Annotated in this window: 14 protein-coding genes; 1 reads left to right on the forward strand and 13 read right to left on the reverse strand. The window is 52.2% G+C overall.

The annotated features are described in order from the left end of the window. Positions 1 to 84: 84 nt before the first annotated feature. The gene (locus ACTJIK_RS00325) at positions 85 to 1,011 is read right to left on the reverse strand and encodes an NAD(P)-dependent oxidoreductase (RefSeq protein WP_440644250.1); all 927 of its coding nucleotides are present in this window, start codon (positions 1,009 to 1,011) and stop codon (positions 85 to 87) included. Next, positions 1,008 to 1,757 (reverse strand): 16S rRNA (adenine(1518)-N(6)/adenine(1519)-N(6))-dimethyltransferase RsmA, encoded by a 750-nt coding sequence (gene rsmA, locus ACTJIK_RS00330; RefSeq protein ID WP_440644251.1) that lies wholly within the window; start codon positions 1,755 to 1,757, stop codon positions 1,008 to 1,010. The genes ACTJIK_RS00325 and rsmA overlap by 4 nt, the downstream gene beginning before the upstream one ends. A gap of 109 nt (positions 1,758 to 1,866) precedes the next feature. Here rsmA and pdxA point away from each other — a divergent pair, with 109 nt between their 5' ends. Then, positions 1,867 to 2,946, forward strand: a complete 1,080-nt coding sequence (gene pdxA, locus ACTJIK_RS00335) for a 4-hydroxythreonine-4-phosphate dehydrogenase PdxA (RefSeq protein ID WP_440644252.1) — start codon at positions 1,867 to 1,869, stop codon at positions 2,944 to 2,946. A 1-nt stretch (position 2,947) separates the two neighbouring features. Here pdxA and ACTJIK_RS00340 read toward each other — a convergent pair whose 3' ends face one another. From ACTJIK_RS00340 to ACTJIK_RS00390, 11 genes are all read right to left on the reverse strand, one after another. After that, a complete protein-coding gene (locus ACTJIK_RS00340) occupies positions 2,948 to 3,790 on the reverse strand; it encodes a class I SAM-dependent methyltransferase (protein WP_440644253.1) in 843 nt (280 codons plus the stop codon). Positions 3,791 to 3,881: 91 nt separating this feature from the next. Further along, complete coding sequence (locus tag ACTJIK_RS00345) at positions 3,882 to 4,181, reverse strand: winged helix-turn-helix domain-containing protein (RefSeq protein WP_440644254.1); 300 nt, start codon at positions 4,179 to 4,181, stop codon at positions 3,882 to 3,884. Positions 4,182 to 4,249: 68 nt separating this feature from the next. After that, positions 4,250 to 4,897: a hypothetical protein gene (locus tag ACTJIK_RS00350; RefSeq protein WP_440644255.1), complete on the reverse strand. Its 648-nt coding sequence runs from the start codon at positions 4,895 to 4,897 to the stop codon at positions 4,250 to 4,252. Between the two features lie 19 nt (positions 4,898 to 4,916). Beyond that, positions 4,917 to 7,073 (reverse strand): TonB-dependent receptor, encoded by a 2,157-nt coding sequence (locus ACTJIK_RS00355; protein ID WP_440644256.1) that lies wholly within the window; start codon positions 7,071 to 7,073, stop codon positions 4,917 to 4,919. A 229-nt stretch (positions 7,074 to 7,302) separates the two neighbouring features. Next, the gene (gene atpA, locus ACTJIK_RS00360; protein WP_440644257.1) at positions 7,303 to 8,880 is read right to left on the reverse strand and encodes a F0F1 ATP synthase subunit alpha; all 1,578 of its coding nucleotides are present in this window, start codon (positions 8,878 to 8,880) and stop codon (positions 7,303 to 7,305) included. 91 nt (positions 8,881 to 8,971) lie between these two features. After that, positions 8,972 to 9,532: an ATP synthase F1 subunit delta gene (atpH, locus tag ACTJIK_RS00365; protein ID WP_440644259.1), complete on the reverse strand. Its 561-nt coding sequence runs from the start codon at positions 9,530 to 9,532 to the stop codon at positions 8,972 to 8,974. Between the two features lie 22 nt (positions 9,533 to 9,554). Continuing rightward, on the reverse strand, positions 9,555 to 10,049 hold the full coding sequence (atpF, locus tag ACTJIK_RS00370) for a F0F1 ATP synthase subunit B (RefSeq protein WP_440644260.1): 495 nt from the start codon (positions 10,047 to 10,049) through the stop codon (positions 9,555 to 9,557). Positions 10,050 to 10,138: 89 nt separating this feature from the next. Then, positions 10,139 to 10,402 carry an ATP synthase F0 subunit C gene (gene atpE, locus ACTJIK_RS00375; RefSeq protein ID WP_120518686.1) on the reverse strand — a complete coding sequence of 88 codons (264 nt, stop codon included), beginning with the start codon at positions 10,400 to 10,402 and terminating at the stop codon, positions 10,139 to 10,141. A gap of 43 nt (positions 10,403 to 10,445) precedes the next feature. After that, on the reverse strand, positions 10,446 to 11,591 hold the full coding sequence (gene atpB / locus ACTJIK_RS00380; protein ID WP_440644261.1) for a F0F1 ATP synthase subunit A: 1,146 nt from the start codon (positions 11,589 to 11,591) through the stop codon (positions 10,446 to 10,448). 299 nt (positions 11,592 to 11,890) lie between these two features. Beyond that, entirely contained in the window at positions 11,891 to 15,664 is a 3,774-nt protein-coding gene (locus ACTJIK_RS00385; protein ID WP_440644262.1) for a DUF3857 domain-containing protein, read from the reverse strand. Between the two features lie 69 nt (positions 15,665 to 15,733). Then, positions 15,734 to 17,500: an ABC transporter ATP-binding protein gene (locus tag ACTJIK_RS00390; RefSeq protein ID WP_440644263.1), complete on the reverse strand. Its 1,767-nt coding sequence runs from the start codon at positions 17,498 to 17,500 to the stop codon at positions 15,734 to 15,736. Positions 17,501 to 17,525: the final 25 nt, after the last annotated feature.

The raw sequence follows: 17,525 nt of genomic DNA on the forward strand, positions 1-17,525 counted from the left end.
TATCGCAAATATAACGAAAAAATGATGTAACGCCTGCACCCGGTCTCACATATAAAAATCGCTAATATAGTGAGTTTCGGCCTGCTAAACGTTTAGCTTTTCCAGTACCACTTTCGCCATTTTAACGCTGGCCTCATGGGAATACCCGGCAATATGAGGGGTGATCACCACCCGCGGATGGTTCAGCAGGAAACGGAACTGCTGCTGCTCTGTTTCATTGAAAGTATCCAGCTTTTCATTCTCCAGCACGTCCAGCCCGGCGCCCGCCAGGGTATCGCTTTCGAGGGCTGCGATCACGTCCGCCGTGCTTACCACTTTACCGCGGGAGGTGTTGAGCAGGTAGATGCGTTTGGCAAAGGAACCGAAGAATTGCAGGTTGGCCAGGTGCCGCGTTTCCTCGTTCAGCGGCAGGTGCAGGCTTACAATGTCCGCCTCGCGGAAAACAGTGTCCAGGTCCGCCTCTTCCACGTATTCGTTACCAAAGCCTTTTTTGTATTTGTCGTATGCCAGTATGCGCATGTCGAAGCCGCGGAGCTTGCGCGCAAAAGCGCTGCCGGTATGGCCGTAGCCGATAATAGCAACGGTTTTGCCACCCAGTTCCCAGGCGCGGTTACCGTCGCGCTCCCAGATGTTCTGCCGCAGCTCCAGGCTGCTTTTGAGCAGGTTGTGCATCAGCATGATGAGCATGCCCACGGCCTGCTCCCCTACTGTTTCGCGGTTGCCTTCGGGGCTGCTGGCGCAGTGAATGCCTTTGCTTTCTGCGTATGCAACGTCTATCAGCTCCATGCCGGAACCCAGCCGGCCGATCCACTCCAGGGAAGCGGCGCGGTCTATCACCGCCTTGTCTACTTTAATACGGGTGGTCACGATCAGGCCGTTCACATCGTGGATCTCCTCCAGCACCTGGTTGTAGGTGATGGAAGGCTGATAGCTGACGGTGTATCCTTTTGCTTCCAGTTCGTTGATGAGATATTCGTGAACTTTAGCCGTGATCAATACTTTCTTACTCATAACATGTGTTCAGCCAGGGCTACAAAATCCGCTACGGAAAGCTCTTCTGCCCTTTTTGTAAATATTGGTTCCTGTAAATATTCTTTATTGAAATGCCCTTTCAGGGGATTGCGCAGCTGTTTCCTCCGCTGGCCGAAAGCCGTTTTTACGAGCAGCTTGAACTTCTTTTCGTTCTTCACTTCGTAAGGCTGTTCCAGCCTGGTAAGCCTTATCACCGCGCTCTTTACCTTGGGCGGCGGGTTGAAGCAGTTCTCATGCACTTCAAACAGGTATTCTATTTTGTAATATACCTGCAGCAGCACGCTCAGGATGCCGTATTCCTTGTTGCCATGGTTGGCGGCGATACGCTGCGCCACTTCTTTCTGGAACATGCCCACCACTACCGGCACCTGGCTTTTCCATTCCAGCACCTGGAACATGATCTGCGTGGAAATGTTGTAAGGGAAATTGCCGATGACGGAGAACTGCCCTTCGTAAGGCGGCTTCATCTCCAGGAAGTTTTCGTTGATCAGCTTCCCGCGGATGGCGGGATAGGTCTGCTCCAGGTATTGCACCTTTTCCGTATCCAGCTCCACCGCTTTGAACTGCACAGGCAGCTCCAGCAGGTATTTGGTGATGGCCCCCGCGCCGGGACCGACCTCCAGCAGCTGCATGCCTTCCTGCACAGGCAGGGCATCCACGATCTGGCGGCACATATTTTCGTCCCGGAGGAAATGCTGGCCTAATGACTTCTTGAGCGTATACATGAAATGGAATAAGCTGCAAATTTAAGGAATCCCCGCCAGTTTGCCCCTGCCCGGGAATCTGTCAACTATTCACCGTATATTTGTCCGGTATTTTTTATACGTACAGCATATGAGTACAGCTACTTCACATACGCACCGCCCCGTAATAGGCATTTCAGTCGGAGACCTGAACAGCATCGGAATGGAGATCATCATCAAGACCTTCGCCGACAACCGTATGCTGGAGATCTGTACCCCGGTGATCTTTGCGTCTAACAAGACCATCAATTTTTACCGGAAGCTGATGAATGAGAACAACTTCAATTACCAGAGCATCAAGGATTTTACGCGGCTCAACCCCAAACAGGTGAGCGTGTTCAACTGCTGGGAAGAGGAAGTGCAGATCACGCCCGGCATTCTCAACGAAACCGGCGGCAAATACGCCGCCCGCTCGCTGGCCGTGGCTATCGAATGCCTGAAAGACAGGCAGATAGAAGGTCTGGTGACCGCTCCCATTCACAAAAAGAATATCCAGAGCAAGGATTTTAATTTCACCGGCCATACCCCCTACCTCCAGCAATCTTTCCAAAGCAAGGACGTGCTGATGTTCATGACCGCTGAAAACATGCGCGTGGGCCTGCTCACCGAGCACGTGCCCGTTGCCGAAATAGCGAAATTCGTGACGAAGGAAAACATCCTCAGCAAGCTGAATATCATGAAAGACAGCCTGGTGAAGGACTTTGGCATAGACAACCCGCGGATCGCCGTGCTGGGCCTCAATCCTCACGCAGGAGACGAAGGGCTGATCGGCGACGAAGAGATCAAACATATTACCCCGGCCATTAAGCAGGCCAAACAAAATGGCATCCTCGCCTTCGGCCCCTACAGCGCCGATGCGTTCTTTGCCCGTGAAATGCACGCCAGCTTCGACGGTGTGCTGGCCATGTACCACGACCAGGGGCTTATTCCTTTCAAATCCCTCGCGCGGGGCGAAGGCGTGAATTATACCGCCGGTCTCCCCATCGTGCGCACCTCCCCTGATCACGGCACCGCTTTCGATATCGCGGGAAAAAATACGGCGGATGAAGCCTCCTTCAGGCAGGCGGTGTTCACCTGCATAGATGTGATCACCCAGCGGCTGCAGTACGAGGAAAATACCCGCAACCCGCTCAAGAAAACGGAACTTATCTCCGAGAAAGGCGCGGTATAACCTACAGGTAAAAGGCCGTCATTTCCATAAAACCTTCCCCTTCTTCATAGAACAGTTCGTTGCGGCCGTTCAGCTTGAATTCTATGTCCTGCAGGGAATCTACCGCGGCCACATCGCCATGCAGCAGGGATACCAGGCGGAATATCTGCGGCCGGCTGTAAGTCTGGAATTTCCCCCCGATAAAACCCTCTATTTTTTTCACCAGATCCCTGTACACCGGCAGCGTATGTTCCGGCACATCATCTTCCGGCAGCAGGTAATCCAGCATCACCACATTCGTTTTGTTCGGTGTTCTGAAAGCCTGCATGGTGTTGAGGAACTGTTCGTCGGTGATGTAATGGATCAACCCTTCAAATACGATAACGGTAGGCTTTTCGGGGGAATACCCCGCATCCCGGAGCTTATCCAGCAGATGCAGGGTATCTGTGATATCCGCCTGAATAAAATGTACCGGGGGCCGTCCTGGCAAAACCCGGCTATATAATGCAGATTTATGTTGAAGATGCGAGCTGTCTATTTCATAGATGCTGCCGATGGCGTTGCGGTAGTTTTCCAGCAGCCAGAGAGACAGCGGGTCCAGCCCGGCGCCCATGATACACACCTGCACGGGCGCGCCGTCCTGCAGATATTGATCGAGCAGGTAGCGGATGAATTTTTTGCGGTAGATAACGATCTCTGTGAAATGTTTGAACATCCGGCTGATCTCCCCGGAGATCTGCTGCACGTCTCCGAGGTCGAGCAGGGCGTAGTAGCGGCCGGTGAGCCCGGAGGTGTAGAGCGGGCGCGCCTGTAGCATCACAATAGCGGCGGTGGGCGCCACTTTGAGTTTTTCAAGTAGTTCCATCTGTGTCTCTTTACGGGTATACAAATGTGCGCTGCGCGGACGATGAAGTTAACACACAGCGCTGCATCCCGTTGTCAGTTATGGAACAGGCTTACTTTCTTTTACCGGCGTATAAATAAGATTGGATGGAATTGACGTATGCCTGGAAAGCCGCTTCCCCCCTGGATGTAATTTTGCAAACGGTCTGCGGGTAATTATCGCGGAACTGTTTGATCACTTCAATGTATTCCGCTTCTTTCAGCTTGTTGATCTGCACGCTCAGGTTGCCCGCCGTGGCGCTGGTCTTTTCTTTCAGGTAAGTGAATTCGGCTTCCTGCTCGCTGATCAGCACGGACATCACGGCCAGCCTTAGCTGGGAATGCAATACCGGGTCCAGTTCTTTAAAGTCCATCAACAGTTGTTTGGTGTAAGAGAAAATTACGGGCAGTTTGGTTTCCTGCCCGTAAAATAATAAAAAAATTATTGCACCTGTTTCATCAGCTCTTTCACATAAGCCTCGCCCCAGTTCGGCGCAATGTCGCTTTCCGGTTTGAAGGAAGAGAATTTTTTCAGCGCCAGGTCGAACATCTCTTTGGCTTTCGTTTTGCTGCCGCCGAAGGCTTCGGGCGTATACAGGAAATTCTGGCCTTTCAGCACGTACACGCGGGGATTTTCGGGGTTCTGTTTCTGCGCGGTTTCCAGCAGTTCAGACGATTCAGGGCCGTATTTCATGCCACGGGTCATGGGGTCCACACCAATGCGCGCGGAAGCTATCAGGGAAAGAATGCAGGAAATTTCGGAATCAGTCCCTTTCAGCGTTTGCGCCTTTTCGATGCTCAGCACCGCTTTGTCGATGATCTCGTCTGTCGTGCTTTTGTTCTGCGTCAGGAATGCCTCGTTTACGCGGCAATAAGCGGCATAATAATAAGGCAGCCATTGTGTTTTTTCAGCTTCCGCAATACGCTCGAAAGTATTGGCAGCCTGTTGCATGCCTGCGGGCGACCAGGTGCTGCTGCTGTCCAGCAGGCCCAGCTGCTGCTTCATGGCGCCGCTGAACTGGTCGCTTTGCGCCTGAACGGTGAAAATAGTGCCGGCTACTGCCATCAGAGAAAAAAGGATCCTTTTCATATGAGTCGGGTTTAAATGTTTATTGTCTGTCTATTACTTCCTGCCTGCGGTCTATACCGAAGCTCATGAACATCCCCACGAAAAAGAAACGTGGCGCCATGGGGCCTACCATGTTCCTCCGCAGCCCGTCGGACGAATAGCGGAAGCCATATTCCTGGTCGTTGCCCAGCACGTTGGTAACCGTTAGCACGAACACGGTGAAGGCTTTGCCTACGGTGGTGAGATAGTTCACGTTCAGCCCGAGCGTATTGAGGCTGCGCGTACGGTCTTTCATGAATTCGCCCTGCGGGCGGTTAGGATTATAATACGGCCTTCCCGTGGCGAATGAATAGGTGGCGCCAAGGTTCAGCTGTATGGAAGGAATGTAATGTTTGTACACGAGCGAAGCGGTATGATCCGCTGCGAAGTCCGGCTGTACCTCGTATGGATAATTGAGGTAATCGCGTTTCGTATCGAGGTAGGAATAGGATATCCAGTAATCCACATTTTTGAAGCTTTTGCGGTCTCTCCAGAACAGCTCCACGCCTTTCGCATAGCCGGTACCGTTATTGTTGAACGAGGGAACGGTCTTCATCAGGTCGTGGTATTTTTTATAGAATACCTCTGTGCGGAAGGTGAAGAACTCCGTCACGCGCTGGTAACTGGCAATGTAGTGGGTGGCGCGCTGGTAATTGAGGTTGCGGAAAAAGCGGAGGTACTGTTGCTCGGGTTTCTGGTAAAACTCGCCGTAGGCAAAGGCTACCTGGCTTTTGGCGTCCAGCTTGTAGGCGAGGGAAGCGCGCGGCGCGATGTTGGCGGCTTTGAGCACGGAAGTGTATTCGAAGCGGGTGCCGAAGCGGCCTACAAAACGCGGTGTGAAATACACATCCGCTTCCGCAAAAGTGGCGGTATAGCTATCTGTATAATCCGCATGCATGTTGTTGAGCGCGCTTCTTTCATCGGCGTACTGGAACTCGCTGCCGAAACGCAGGATGGAGAACTGGCCGAGGTTCTTGCTAAGCACGGCGCGCAGCTGCGTAAAGTCCTGGCGCGCGTTCACATGGCTCGGGGCGGCAGATTTATTGATCGTGTCCATGTACAGCTTGTCGCGGTTGGTGCTGTAAGACGTGCCCAGCTGGATCTTCCAGCCCTTTCCCAAACTTTCTTTATAGCTGATGTTCGTATAGGCGTATTTGTTATCCACCCTGAACTCTTCTTTATCGCCGGGGTATTCCAGGCTTTCTCCAAGAAAGCCGAATTGGTTCCAGCTGCCCGTGAAGAAGATCTTCAGCATGCCGTTCTTCGAGGTTTTGAGGCGGTAGTTGGCGGAGAAGTTCAGGTTCTGCGGCGCTACTACGGGTTCCTGCTGTTGTTTTACGAGTTTGAAGTAAGGGCTCAGGTTTACGTAATCCGCTTCAAAACCGTAGGCTGATTTCTTTTCATTGGAAAGTTTGTCTACCCCCACGCTTGCCCCGATGCTCATAATTCCCAGCGAATACGACGACCGCTCCGGCAGGTCGGTGGATTCGAGGATGAGCGCGCTGGAAAGGCCCTGGCCGTAGAGTGCGGAGTAACCGCCGCTGCTGAAGGTGGTGCCTTTGAACAGGAAAGGGGAAAAGCGGCCGCGGGCAGCAAAGTCGGGCATGCCGGTGGTAAAGGGATTGCGCACGAGCATGCCGTCTATAAAGGTTTGCGTTTCGGTGCCGGTGCCGCCGCGTACGAAGAGCCCTTCTTTTTCGCCCACCTGCTGCGCGCCCGGCAGGGTTTTGAGCGCGCTCACGATGTCGCCGTTGGCGCCCGCCGTGGTCACGATATCCAGCGGCTTGAGCATGGTGTTTTTCTTTTCATCGCTGGCTTCGAAGCTGCCGGCGGAAATGGTCACCATCTTCAGCTCGTTCACGGTTTCTTTCAGCACGAGGTTAAATTCCTGCGGCGCGCCCAGTTCGGCTTTGATCTCCAGCGTCTGGTAACCGGAGAGCGAAGCGGTGAGGATGCGTTCTCCTTTGGCGGAAGTGGTAAAGGAGAAGCTGCCGTCTTTGGCGGAAGTGGCGCCGTCGTAGGAGCCTTTTATGGCGATGTTCACGCCGGCGAGGGGTTTCTTCTTCGCATCGGTGATCCGGCCTTTTACGGCAGTCTGTGCCTGGAGCAAGAGGGGCAGGAGCGTAAAGCAAAGAATGGTTGAAAATAGCTTTAGCATATAGTTAGATTAAATGGCATATCAAAAGTAGACTGGTTTATACTATAAACCAAACGACGGGCGGTGCTACAGGACGCATTGAAAGAGAGTGACCAATCATAATCAATCATTTACGCTTTCAACTATTCGGTAAACGGGGGCAAAAAGCCGGTGAAACCGGTTGGGGGAAGGCAACAAAAAAGCCCCGGCGATATGCCGGGGCTTTCAAATATTCAGAGCAAAAATGCTATTAAGCGAACCTTGGTTTCAGTTCATCTGCCAGGGCCACCATTTTCTTGAGGCCGTCTTCAGGCAGGTTGCCTTTTTTGAATTCGCCCAATACTTCCGGCAGGCGCACTTCCATTTCATGCAGGAAGGCATCTTCGAAAGCGCGGGTGTTTTTCACAGGCACTTCACGCAACAGGCCGTTGGTACCCAGGTAGATGATCGCTACCTGTTTTTCAACGCTGTACGGGCTGAACTGGGGTTGTTTCAGGATCTCCACGTTGCGGGCGCCTTTGTCCAGCACGGATTTGGTAGCCGCATCCAGGTCGCCGCCGAATTTGGAGAACGCTTCCATCTCGCGATAGAGCGCCTGGTCCAGCTTCAGGGTACCGGATACTTTCTTCATGGATTTGATCTGGGCGTTACCACCTACGCGGCTCACGGAGATACCAACGTTGATCGCCGGGCGGATACCTGAGTTGAACAGGTTACCTTCCAGGAAGATCTGGCCGTCGGTGATGGAGATCACGTTCGTGGGGATGTATGCAGATACGTCACCAGCCTGTGTTTCAATGATCGGCAGCGCCGTCAGGGAACCACCGCCTTTAACGAGATGCCTGATGGAATCGGGGCAATCGTTCATCTGCTGTGCGATGTCGTCTCTCGCGATGATCTTCGCAGCGCGTTCGAGCAGGCGGCTATGCAGGTAGAATACGTCGCCGGGATAAGCTTCACGTCCGGGAGGGCGGCGCAGCAGCAGGGATACCTCGCGGTAAGCCACGGCTTGTTTGGACAGGTCATCGTAGATGATCAGCGCCGGGCGGCCGGTGTCGCGGAAGAATTCGCCGATGGCGGCGCCTGCGAACGGAGCGTAGAACTGCAGGGGAGCGGGCTCTGATGCAGAAGCGGCTACGATCACGGTGTAGGCCAGTGCGCCGTTGTCTGCCAGGGTTTTCATCACACCTGCAATGGTGGATGCTTTCTGGCCGATCGCTACGTATATGCAATAAACCGGTTTGCCGGCTTCGTAGAATTCTTTCTGGTTGATGATAGCATCCACGCAGATGGCGGTTTTGCCGGTCTGTCGGTCGCCGATCACCAGCTCACGCTGGCCGCGGCCGATGGGGATCATGGCGTCGATCGCCTTGATACCGGTTTGCAGCGGTTCTTTAACGGGTTCGCGGTAGATTACGCCCGGAGCTTTACGTTCCAGGGGCATTTCATATAATTCGCCAGAGATGGGGCCTTTACCATCGATCGGTTCGCCGAGGGTGTTCACCACGCGGCCTACCATGCCTTCGCCCACCTTGATGGAAGCGATCTGCCTGGTGCGGCGTACGGTAGCGCCTTCTTTGATGCCGGCGGAAGAACCCATCAATACCACACCCACGTTGTCTTCTTCCAGGTTCAATACGATGGCTTTAACGCCGTTCTCGAATTCAACCAGCTCACCGGAGCGAACGTTGTTAAGACCATAAACACGTGCGATACCGTCGCCTACAGAAAGCACGGTACCAACTTCTTCCAGTTCTGCGGAGGCATTGAAGTTGCTCAGTTGCTGGCGTAAGATCGCCGAAATTTCATCTGGCTTAATGTCAACCATTGTTATGTTTTTTTAAAAGAGTCGTTAAGGTTTAAACTAAATATAACGACAACAGCTTTGCGGGTACGCAGCGGCTGCTGTTAAATACAAATTATCTGATCTCGGGCACGTAGATGTTCTTCAGGAACTGTTTCTTGATGTCCATCAGGTCGCGCAGCACGGATGCGTCGAACAGGTTGTTGCCGGTTTCCAGCACAAAACCGCCGATCAGGTCAGGATTTACGGCTGTTTCCAGCTGTATCTTGCGGCCTGCGGATGTTTCCACTTTCTCACGGATCATATTCAGCAGTGCGGGCTCCAGGGGGGCGGCGGAGGTCAGCTTTACATGCGTGATGTTTTTGATCACATTGTATTGCCTGATAAATTCGCCGGCTATTTCAGCCAGTACTGCTTCCCTTCCTTTGATCGCCAGCAGGCGGATAAAACCAGTGGTAATACCGCTGATCTTGCCGTCCAGGATGGCGCCCAGGATCTTTATTTTCTTATCGGCTTTAATTACCGGGCTTCTCAGCAAAGCCACCACGTCCGCATTGCTGCGGGTAATGGCCTGCAACAGCAGTATATCGCTGTGCACTGCATCCAGCTCGTTCCTCTCCACCGCCAGGTCTATCAGCGATTTAGCGTATCTGGTTGCTAAACGGGGATTCTGCATAATTTTTTATTCAGCCGGTTAATTAGTTCATTTTGATTTCAGACGCCAGTTGGCCGATGTAGGCTTCCTGCGCTTTTTTGTCTGACAGTTCTTTGCGCAGCACTTTCTCTGCCACTTCGATCACCAGGGTGCCTACCTGGTTCTTCACTTCTGTAAGCGCCGCCATCTTCTGGTTCTCGATAGCCACGGAAGCGTCCTGTACGATCTTCTTGGCTTCAGCCTGGGCCTGGGCCTTGGCTTCGCTGATGATCTGGTCTTTTAGCTCCTTCGCTTCTTTCAGTATCTTGCTGCGTTCTGCTTTTGCCTCGGCCAGTACGTGTTCATGCTCGGCTTTCATCTGGGCCATTTCCTCTTTCACGCGCTCTGCGGTGGCAATGGAATCTGTAATAGAATCCTCACGCTCTTTCAGGGTGGAAAGGATGGGCTTCCAGGCGAATTTCTTCAGGATCAGGAAAACGATAATGAAGATGAGCAGTGAAATGGTGAACAAGCCTAATTCAGGCATCAACAAATCCATATATCAGTATTTAAATTTTTATTCTTTACGGTTTTGAAGAATTACTGCATCCTTTGCCCTGTGCGCCGGATGCAGTAATAAGTTTGTTCTTACAGAACTACCGCCAGCAGACCGGCGATTACACCGAAGAGGGCAACACCCTCAACCAGCGCAGCTGCCAGGATCATGTTAGCACGGATGTCGTTAGCAGCTTCGGGCTGACGGGCGATGGATTCCAGCGCGCTCTTACCGATGTTGCCTACACCGATACCAGCCGCGATAGCAGCGATACCAGCGCCGATTGCGCCACCAGCTTGTGCCAGACCTGTAGAAGCAGCTTCAGTAGCCTGCATTAAAACAGTTAAAAGTGCCATAATGAAATTGTGTATTTGAAATTAAAAATTAAACAGTTGTCAATTAATGATGCGCGTCATGATGGCCGGTATGCTCCATGGACTGGCCGATGAAAACAGCCGTCAGGTTAGCAAAGATGAAGGCCTGGATGAACGCCACCAGCAGCTCCAGCATCATCATCACGATGTTGAAGGCAATGGTCACCGGCAGGAAGCCGTAACCGATCGCTTTGTTCAGGGAACCGAAAATAAACACCAGGGAAATGATACTCAGGATGATGATGTGGCCGGCCAGGATATTGGCGAACAACCTGATCATCAGGGAAACGGGCTTGGTGAACACGCCGATCAGCTCCACGGGCGCCAGGATAGGCTTTACGAAGCCGGGCACCGGCGGGTTGAAGATGTGGCCCCAGAAATGCCTGTTGGTAGCAGCGAGCATCACCACAAAGCTGATAAGCGCCAGCGCAGCAGTAACGGCAATATTACCGGTTACGTTCGCGGAGCCCGGCAGCAGGCCCAGCAGGTTGTTGATCAGGATGAAGAAGAAGATCGTCAGGATAAAAGGAACGTATTTGTCGCCTTTGGGCCCCGGGATGTTCGGCCTCACCACTTCGTCCCTCATGAAAATGATCACCGGCTCAATAAGGCTCTGGAAGCCTTTGGGCGCCTGGCGGCTGCCACGCAGCCTGTAGGCTTTGGCCACATTCAGCATCAGGATCACCAGCAGCACGGCCGCCAGTATCATGGAGGTAATATTTTTGGTCAGAGACAGGTCGTAGATCTTTTCACCGGTAGGCTGATCGTTCGCGTCTACCGCGATGATCTTGCCTTCTGTATACAGCTTGGGATTCAGGTGATTGGCATGCAGGTAATGGGCGTCCACGATGCGGTAGCCTTCGTAGGACTTATGACCGTGTTCAAATTTGGAAGAAGAGAACATGGAAACGCCACGCTCGGGGTTATACACGATCACCGGCAAAGGCAGGGTAACGTGCAGGTCGCCCAGGCTCAGCAGGTGCCAGTCGTGGGCATCCTTTACGTGGCCAAGGATCACTTCCTTCGCGTTAAAACCTTTCTTTTCTTCGTGCCCGCCTTCAGCATGGGGGTCATGGCCTTCATTGGCTGTGGCAAATGCGCCGGAAACGGCCATTGAAAATACCGTTATCAGGGCTACCAGCTTATATTTGAACCGAGTCAAGGAAATCACCGTTTTCTGAAATTTTGTGCAAAGGTAACCGATTTTACATTAAATAGTAGCGGGGAATGAAAAAACTGACGAGGATCATGTGGAATGAACGGCACCCCGCTAAACGGCTATCTGCCAGCGTCTTAGTATCCTCTACAGCAGCTGAGGGGCCGTTCGTTCATGCTGAAATCCCCCTTCCATTACGATAATATATCATGCAACTAACTTAGTGTATCAACTACACACTTTGGCTTTCCGGCTACATAAAAAGAGAGGCCTGCCCCCTCCGGGCAGGCCTCTCTCCTTTTACTAATTACCGGCTATTTGAACGATATATACTTCTGCTCGTTCTCAATGATCTTATTAAAAAAATCCTTCATCCCTGCAAACACCTCCGGCGTCACGTCTTTATTGGGATCGGTCACGAACTCGCGCCTGATCTTTAATTTGTTGCCGGCCACCTGTTCGTAGCTGAGGGTATAATCCATCCAGTCATATTTCCCTTTAAAACCGGAGGGCACCTGGTTGAACACCTTGCCTTCCGGCAGTTCGATCTCCACTTCGGTTACATATTTTTCGGTGTTCTCATAAGACCAGTACACGAAAGGATATTTCCGTTCCTCATCGGTAAAAATGCCTTGCGTGGCCACCGCCTCGTGGAATGAAGGGCGCAGCATGCTGAAGTCGCCCACGTTCACGATCTCGTTCTTCACCACATAATTCACTTCCTGCGCCACGGTATCCGTCAGGTTGTCCAGGTTGCGGAAGCTGAAGTCTTTCAGTTCCACATGGTTCTTATAAAAGCTGGCTATATCAGACCGTATGCCTTCTTTATTCTCATCCGGCGTGCCATTGCGGAACCGGCCCCGTTGCAGCGAAGCCAGGTTGCCGGTTACGGCGCTGCGCGTTTTCACTTCCACATCCGCCTTGTTCACTTTTACATGAACCTTCCGGATAATGGTGCTGCCATTGCCGCCGGCCGTTGCATCCACTGAAGTTAATTTTTCAGCAGTGCCTTTGTACTGGTAAGGAATAGGCAGCATCTGTGCCAGCTGCACGCTTTGCGGCAGGGCGCCGAAAGGCAGGTAGCGGTCCGTCAGTTCCAGGTAGCGGTGCTGGTTGCCGGCCTTGTATTGCACAATGCAATGGTTAAATTCCATGGAAGGCAGGGTGATGCCCTTCACACCGTTGTTGCGGGTGCTTACCAGCACCATATTGGCCTCCAGCCCCGCTTTGTGGGCAAAGGCCAGAAACAGGGCCGACATGTCTTTACAATCACCCAGCCGGGTGGCCAGCGTTTTTGCCGCGCGCTGCGGAACATATGCACCCTGCCTGAAAGGCACGGAACTGTACCCTATGTTCTCTTCAATGAATTCATATATCTTTTTCGCTTTCTCCATGTCGGACAGCCCGCTTGTTCCCCCGGGGAAAATCTTCGCGAATGCTACGTTCACGTCATATTCCTCGCGGGATTGCATCCTCGTGATATCGCTGTACCATTCGGCTATCATATCCCATGACTTCACCGTGCTAAGATGCAGCACATCCCCGAAATCGTCCACAGAAGGCATAAAGGACTCATGCTTGAAAGCCGGTACATTCTTCATTTCCCAGGTGTAGAGCTTAAAGTCCTCCTGCTTGCTGATGGCCGGCCTGATATCTTTTTTGTTGGAAAAATCGTATCGCAGGGGAACCTGCTCAGCCGCCAGGATGCTGTACCGGGCTGATTTGGTGGGAACAGAAGCGGAGAAATAGAATTTATCCCAGAATTCCCTGCCCAACCGGCCGATGCCGTAGCTGCTCATGCGGTAATGGTAGAAGATGGCATCCCCTGGTTCCAGCTTGGTGAAAACAACCTGGTTGTCATAGATCTCGCCGGGTACTTTGTTGCCGTTCGCTTTTATCACTTCCGCCTTTACGATGGTAATGGTTTCGTATACGCTGTTATAGGGCAGCGTAAGCTCTTTCCAGCTTTCAATGCCGCTGTTGTTGCGCAGGTGTACGGCGGTAAGCACTTCTTTTTCACTCGCGCCGTCAGGATAAAGCACCACGTTCTTTTCGTCGAAGATGTAATAGTGTGAGTGGGTAGTGTCCTCAGGCTTTTTAAAAGCAGCCTGGATGCGGTTATAGACGTCCGCTTCCGGGAAGTAGCTGAAGATATCCTTTTTTCCTTCGAGGCTGCGGATCTGCTTACGGTATGCATACATGCCACCATGCAGGGCCAGCGCCTTTTTGAAATATTCCAGGGCTTTATCTTTATTGTTCTGCTGCAGGTAGCTGTAGCCGATATCTCCCAGCGCTTTGTGATAATACGGGGTAAAGCTGTGCAGCTTATTCTGGTATACAATCGCCGAATCGTATTGCTGGCGGCCGAAGAAGTAAGCAGCCAGCTCTTCATACGGGTTGCTGTCGTAAGGCACGTACTCCAGTATCTTGCGAAGGACCTTTTCGCCTTTTTCCGGCATATTCTGCTTAAAATATTCACTGGCCAGTTTCTTCAGCATTTCATAGTTGAAGGCGCGGGCACAATATTTTTCCAGTACGGCCAGACCAGCTGAGGGATTGCGGTTCAGGTTGGTTTCCAGGTAATGCATCATAGCTACTAAGGAAACATTCTCAGGATAGGCGGCGTATGCTTCTTTCAGCAGCAGTACCATACTATCCAGCTTCTCAAGCCGGCCGATATTGTTGATCCGCTGCAAGGTGGTGGCTTCTGCAGGGCCGGCTTTCGCGATCATTTTATAGACCACATCCAGGGCTTCCTGGTATTTTTTTTCTTCTTCAAGCCGGGTCACTTCCAGGTTCATCATCCAGTAATTATCCGGATCCATTGTTTTAACGGTCTCCAGCTTTTCGGTCATCTCCGTGTGATGGCGCTTTGAAGACAATGTGCGGTAATACTGCAGCTGTATGAAGCTGCTTTGCGGGTATTTTTCAACAAGCGGCGCCAGTATAGCTTTTGCTTTGTCGTTTTCCTCGTTGCGCACGTATACATAGCTCAGCATCACATAATTAGCCAGATCCTTCGGATTTTTTTCGATCTGCCTGCGAAAATACGCTTCTGCAAAATGGGTAACGGGAACCGGCCGGGAAGCGGACAGGTCCCTGGTATAGGGCTGCAGCTTGCTGGTGGAGGTAATGCCTTTCAGCGGCTCATAACGCTCGTCTGTCAGGCGCACGATAAAATTCGGGTTGCTGGTTTCGGTTGTGTACCCGATCTGTACCAATACGCGGTTGTAACCCTTGTTGAGGTGGCATTTCACTTTGTAGAAGTCAAGCTCTGTGGTCTTTTCATCCGGTTCGGAGATCAATTCCTTATCGTTCAGCCATACCCTGAAGGCGCCGCCGCCGCCCAGGCAAAGCAATGCATCTTTTTCAGCGTCTGCATGCACAAAGGTCTGCGTGTACCCGATGGCGGCCGTGGTGGGAAAAACCGTTCCGACAAACAACCAGCCCTGGCGGTTGGTAAGGCTGGGCGTAAACCAATCGATAGCGGTATTGTTGTAGGAAATGAACCCTTTACCGGGTTCCAGCTGCGTTAAAGGACCGTAGTTCTTATTAAAGCCGCTGCCATTGATGTTATCAAAGGGGCCGGCAAACTGCCAGTCTTCCAGCGCCTGCAAGCTCGCGAACATTTCCTTCGACTTTTCCAGTTCCATGGAGCTGTAATAATGGTTGCCTTTGGTGTAGGCGCCAGCCGCTTTCATTGAACCGTTAAACCCGGGAGCGGTAAGCATATGGTCCAGGTTGGAGAGATTATCTGCTTTTTTCTTGCCGTATTCGCTTAATACGCCTTCGTTGAACCAAAGGGCGTACCAGTAAGCTTCCTGCGGGCTGAACTGCCGGGCCGGGTTGTTGTATTTGCTGATCAGCTGCTCGTGAAATCCCTCGTTGGACTCAAAAAGTATGAGGGTCGCCAGGGCGCTGTTCTTATTGTCATTGTTGCGGATGGCTTTTTGAAATAGCTCACGGGCCTTTGTTTTGTCGTTCCGGAGAAGGGCTTCCCACGCTTTTTCGTAATCCCCGGCAATGCCGGTAAGCGGGCGAACGAGGAATAACACGGCCAGGAGGACGGATTGCAGTACAGATTTCATCTGGTGTAAGGTTATAGGGATGATTTAACGGGTCAAATATAACTATCCTGGCAGGAAAACAAAAATCGGTCAGGCGGGGCTCTGGGTCTTCTGGAACTGCATCGTGTACAGCTTATGGTAATACCCTTCCATCCGCAACAGCTCTTCATGGTTCCCCATTTCTTTGATCTCCCCTTTGTCCAGCACAATGATCTGGTCCGCCTTGCTGATCGTGCTGAGCCTGTGCGCGATCACGATCGCGGTGCGCCCGGCTATCAGCTTGTCGATCGCATGCTGGATCAGTTGTTCGGATTCCGTATCAACGGAAGAAGTAGCTTCGTCCAGTATCAGCACCGCAGGATCGTACAGCAGCGCGCGGATAAAGGAGATCAGCTGGCGTTGCCCCAGAGACAGGGTGCTGCCACGTTCCATCACCGGGTAATCGTACCCGCCGGGCAGCTGCAATATAAAGTCATGCATGCCGATCAGCTTCGCGGCATGTTCCACCTGCTCGCGGCTGATGGCCGGGTTGCGCAGGGTGATATTGTCGTAAATGGAACCGGAGAACAGGAACACATCCTGCAGCACCACGCCTATCCGGCTTCTCAGTTCGGAAAGTTTATAATCTGCCAGCGGCACCCCGTCGATGGAAATGCGGCCTTTCTGTATCTCGTACAGCCTGTTCAGGATGCTGATGATGGTGGTTTTTCCTGAACCGGTATGCCCCACCAGCGCAACGGTCTGCCCCGGCTGTGCGTGGAAGGAAATATCTTTCAGCACGTAACGCTCGTCTGTATAGGCGAACCACACGTTCTCGAATTTGATCTCCCCTTTCATGCCGGCGGCGGAATGCGTACCCTTATCCGGCATATATTCCTCGCTGTCCAGCACCTTAAACACGCGCTCGCTGGCCACCATGCCCATTTGCAGGGTATTGAACTTATCCGCCAGGATGCGCAGCGGGCGGAACAGCATATTCAGGTACATGATAAACGCGATCATAACGCCCTGCGTCACTTCGTAGTTCAGCACCTTATTGGCGCCCCACCATACCATCAGCCCCAGCGAAATAGCCAGGATGATCTCCACCACGGGGAAAAACACGGAGTAAGCGAAAATGGCGTCTATATTGGCTTTGCGGTGGTCTTTATTGATCACCCTGAATTTGCCGAACTCCCGGTTCTCCGCTGAAAACGCCTGCACCACCAGCATACCGGTGATGTGCTCCTGCACAAAGGCATTCAAAGCAGCCACTGCGTTGCGCACGCGGTGGAAAGACTTGTTCACCGCCTCCTTGAACCAGTACGTGGCCAGTATCAGCACAGGGAAAGGGGAAAGGCTGATGAGCGTAAGCCGCCAGTCTTCGAAGAACATCACGCCCAGGATGGCCAGTATCATCAGCACATCGGCCACGATGGAAATGATGCCTTCGGAAAAAATATCGTTAATAGCCTCAATGTCGTTGATGGTGCGGGTGGTAAGGGTGCCTATGGGTGTTTTGTCGAAAAAGGAAAGGTTCAGCCTGGTTACCTTGCGGTACACAGCCACGCGAAGATCCTTGATCACAGACTGCCCCAGCCAGTTTGTGATGTATGAAAAGAAAAAACGGACCAGGGTTTCCAGCAACAGCATTACCACCTGTATGATGGTCACGATCACCAGCATCTGTACCCACTGGTTCGTAATGTATTTATCTACGGTGAGCTGTATCAGGTACGGGCGTACCGGGCTGAGCAGCGCCAGCAACACTGTGAGGAACATGGAGACGTAAAAATAGCGCTTGTAAGGCGCTGCAAAGGAGAATACCCGGTTCAGCAGGCTGAAATCAAATACACGTTTGGCCTTTCCGTTGTTCATTCAGTAAAAGTAAATGGATAATCCC

It is taken from the genome of Chitinophaga sp. 22620 (assembly GCF_052044405.1).
GTDB lineage: Bacteria > Bacteroidota > Bacteroidia > Chitinophagales > Chitinophagaceae > Chitinophaga.

Coding starts and splice junctions, on each gene's coding strand:
- atpF (WP_440644260.1), bottom strand. CDS start 10,049: ATGGATTTGTTGATGCCTGAATTAGGCTTGTTCACCATTTCACTGCTC.
- rsmA (WP_440644251.1), bottom strand. CDS start 1,757: ATGTATACGCTCAAGAAGTCATTAGGCCAGCATTTCCTCCGGGACGAA.
- atpA (WP_440644257.1), bottom strand. CDS start 8,880: ATGGTTGACATTAAGCCAGATGAAATTTCGGCGATCTTACGCCAGCAA.
- ACTJIK_RS00340 (WP_440644253.1), bottom strand. CDS start 3,790: ATGGAACTACTTGAAAAACTCAAAGTGGCGCCCACCGCCGCTATTGTG.
- atpH (WP_440644259.1), bottom strand. CDS start 9,532: ATGCAGAATCCCCGTTTAGCAACCAGATACGCTAAATCGCTGATAGAC.
- ACTJIK_RS00355 (WP_440644256.1), bottom strand. CDS start 7,073: ATGCTAAAGCTATTTTCAACCATTCTTTGCTTTACGCTCCTGCCCCTC.
- ACTJIK_RS00350 (WP_440644255.1), bottom strand. CDS start 4,897: ATGAAAAGGATCCTTTTTTCTCTGATGGCAGTAGCCGGCACTATTTTC.
- ACTJIK_RS00345 (WP_440644254.1), bottom strand. CDS start 4,181: ATGGACTTTAAAGAACTGGACCCGGTATTGCATTCCCAGCTAAGGCTG.
- ACTJIK_RS00325 (WP_440644250.1), bottom strand. CDS start 1,011: ATGAGTAAGAAAGTATTGATCACGGCTAAAGTTCACGAATATCTCATC.
- atpE (WP_120518686.1), bottom strand. CDS start 10,402: ATGGCACTTTTAACTGTTTTAATGCAGGCTACTGAAGCTGCTTCTACA.
- ACTJIK_RS00390 (WP_440644263.1), bottom strand. CDS start 17,500: ATGAACAACGGAAAGGCCAAACGTGTATTTGATTTCAGCCTGCTGAAC.
- ACTJIK_RS00385 (WP_440644262.1), bottom strand. CDS start 15,664: ATGAAATCTGTACTGCAATCCGTCCTCCTGGCCGTGTTATTCCTCGTT.
- pdxA (WP_440644252.1), top strand. CDS start 1,867: ATGAGTACAGCTACTTCACATACGCACCGCCCCGTAATAGGCATTTCA.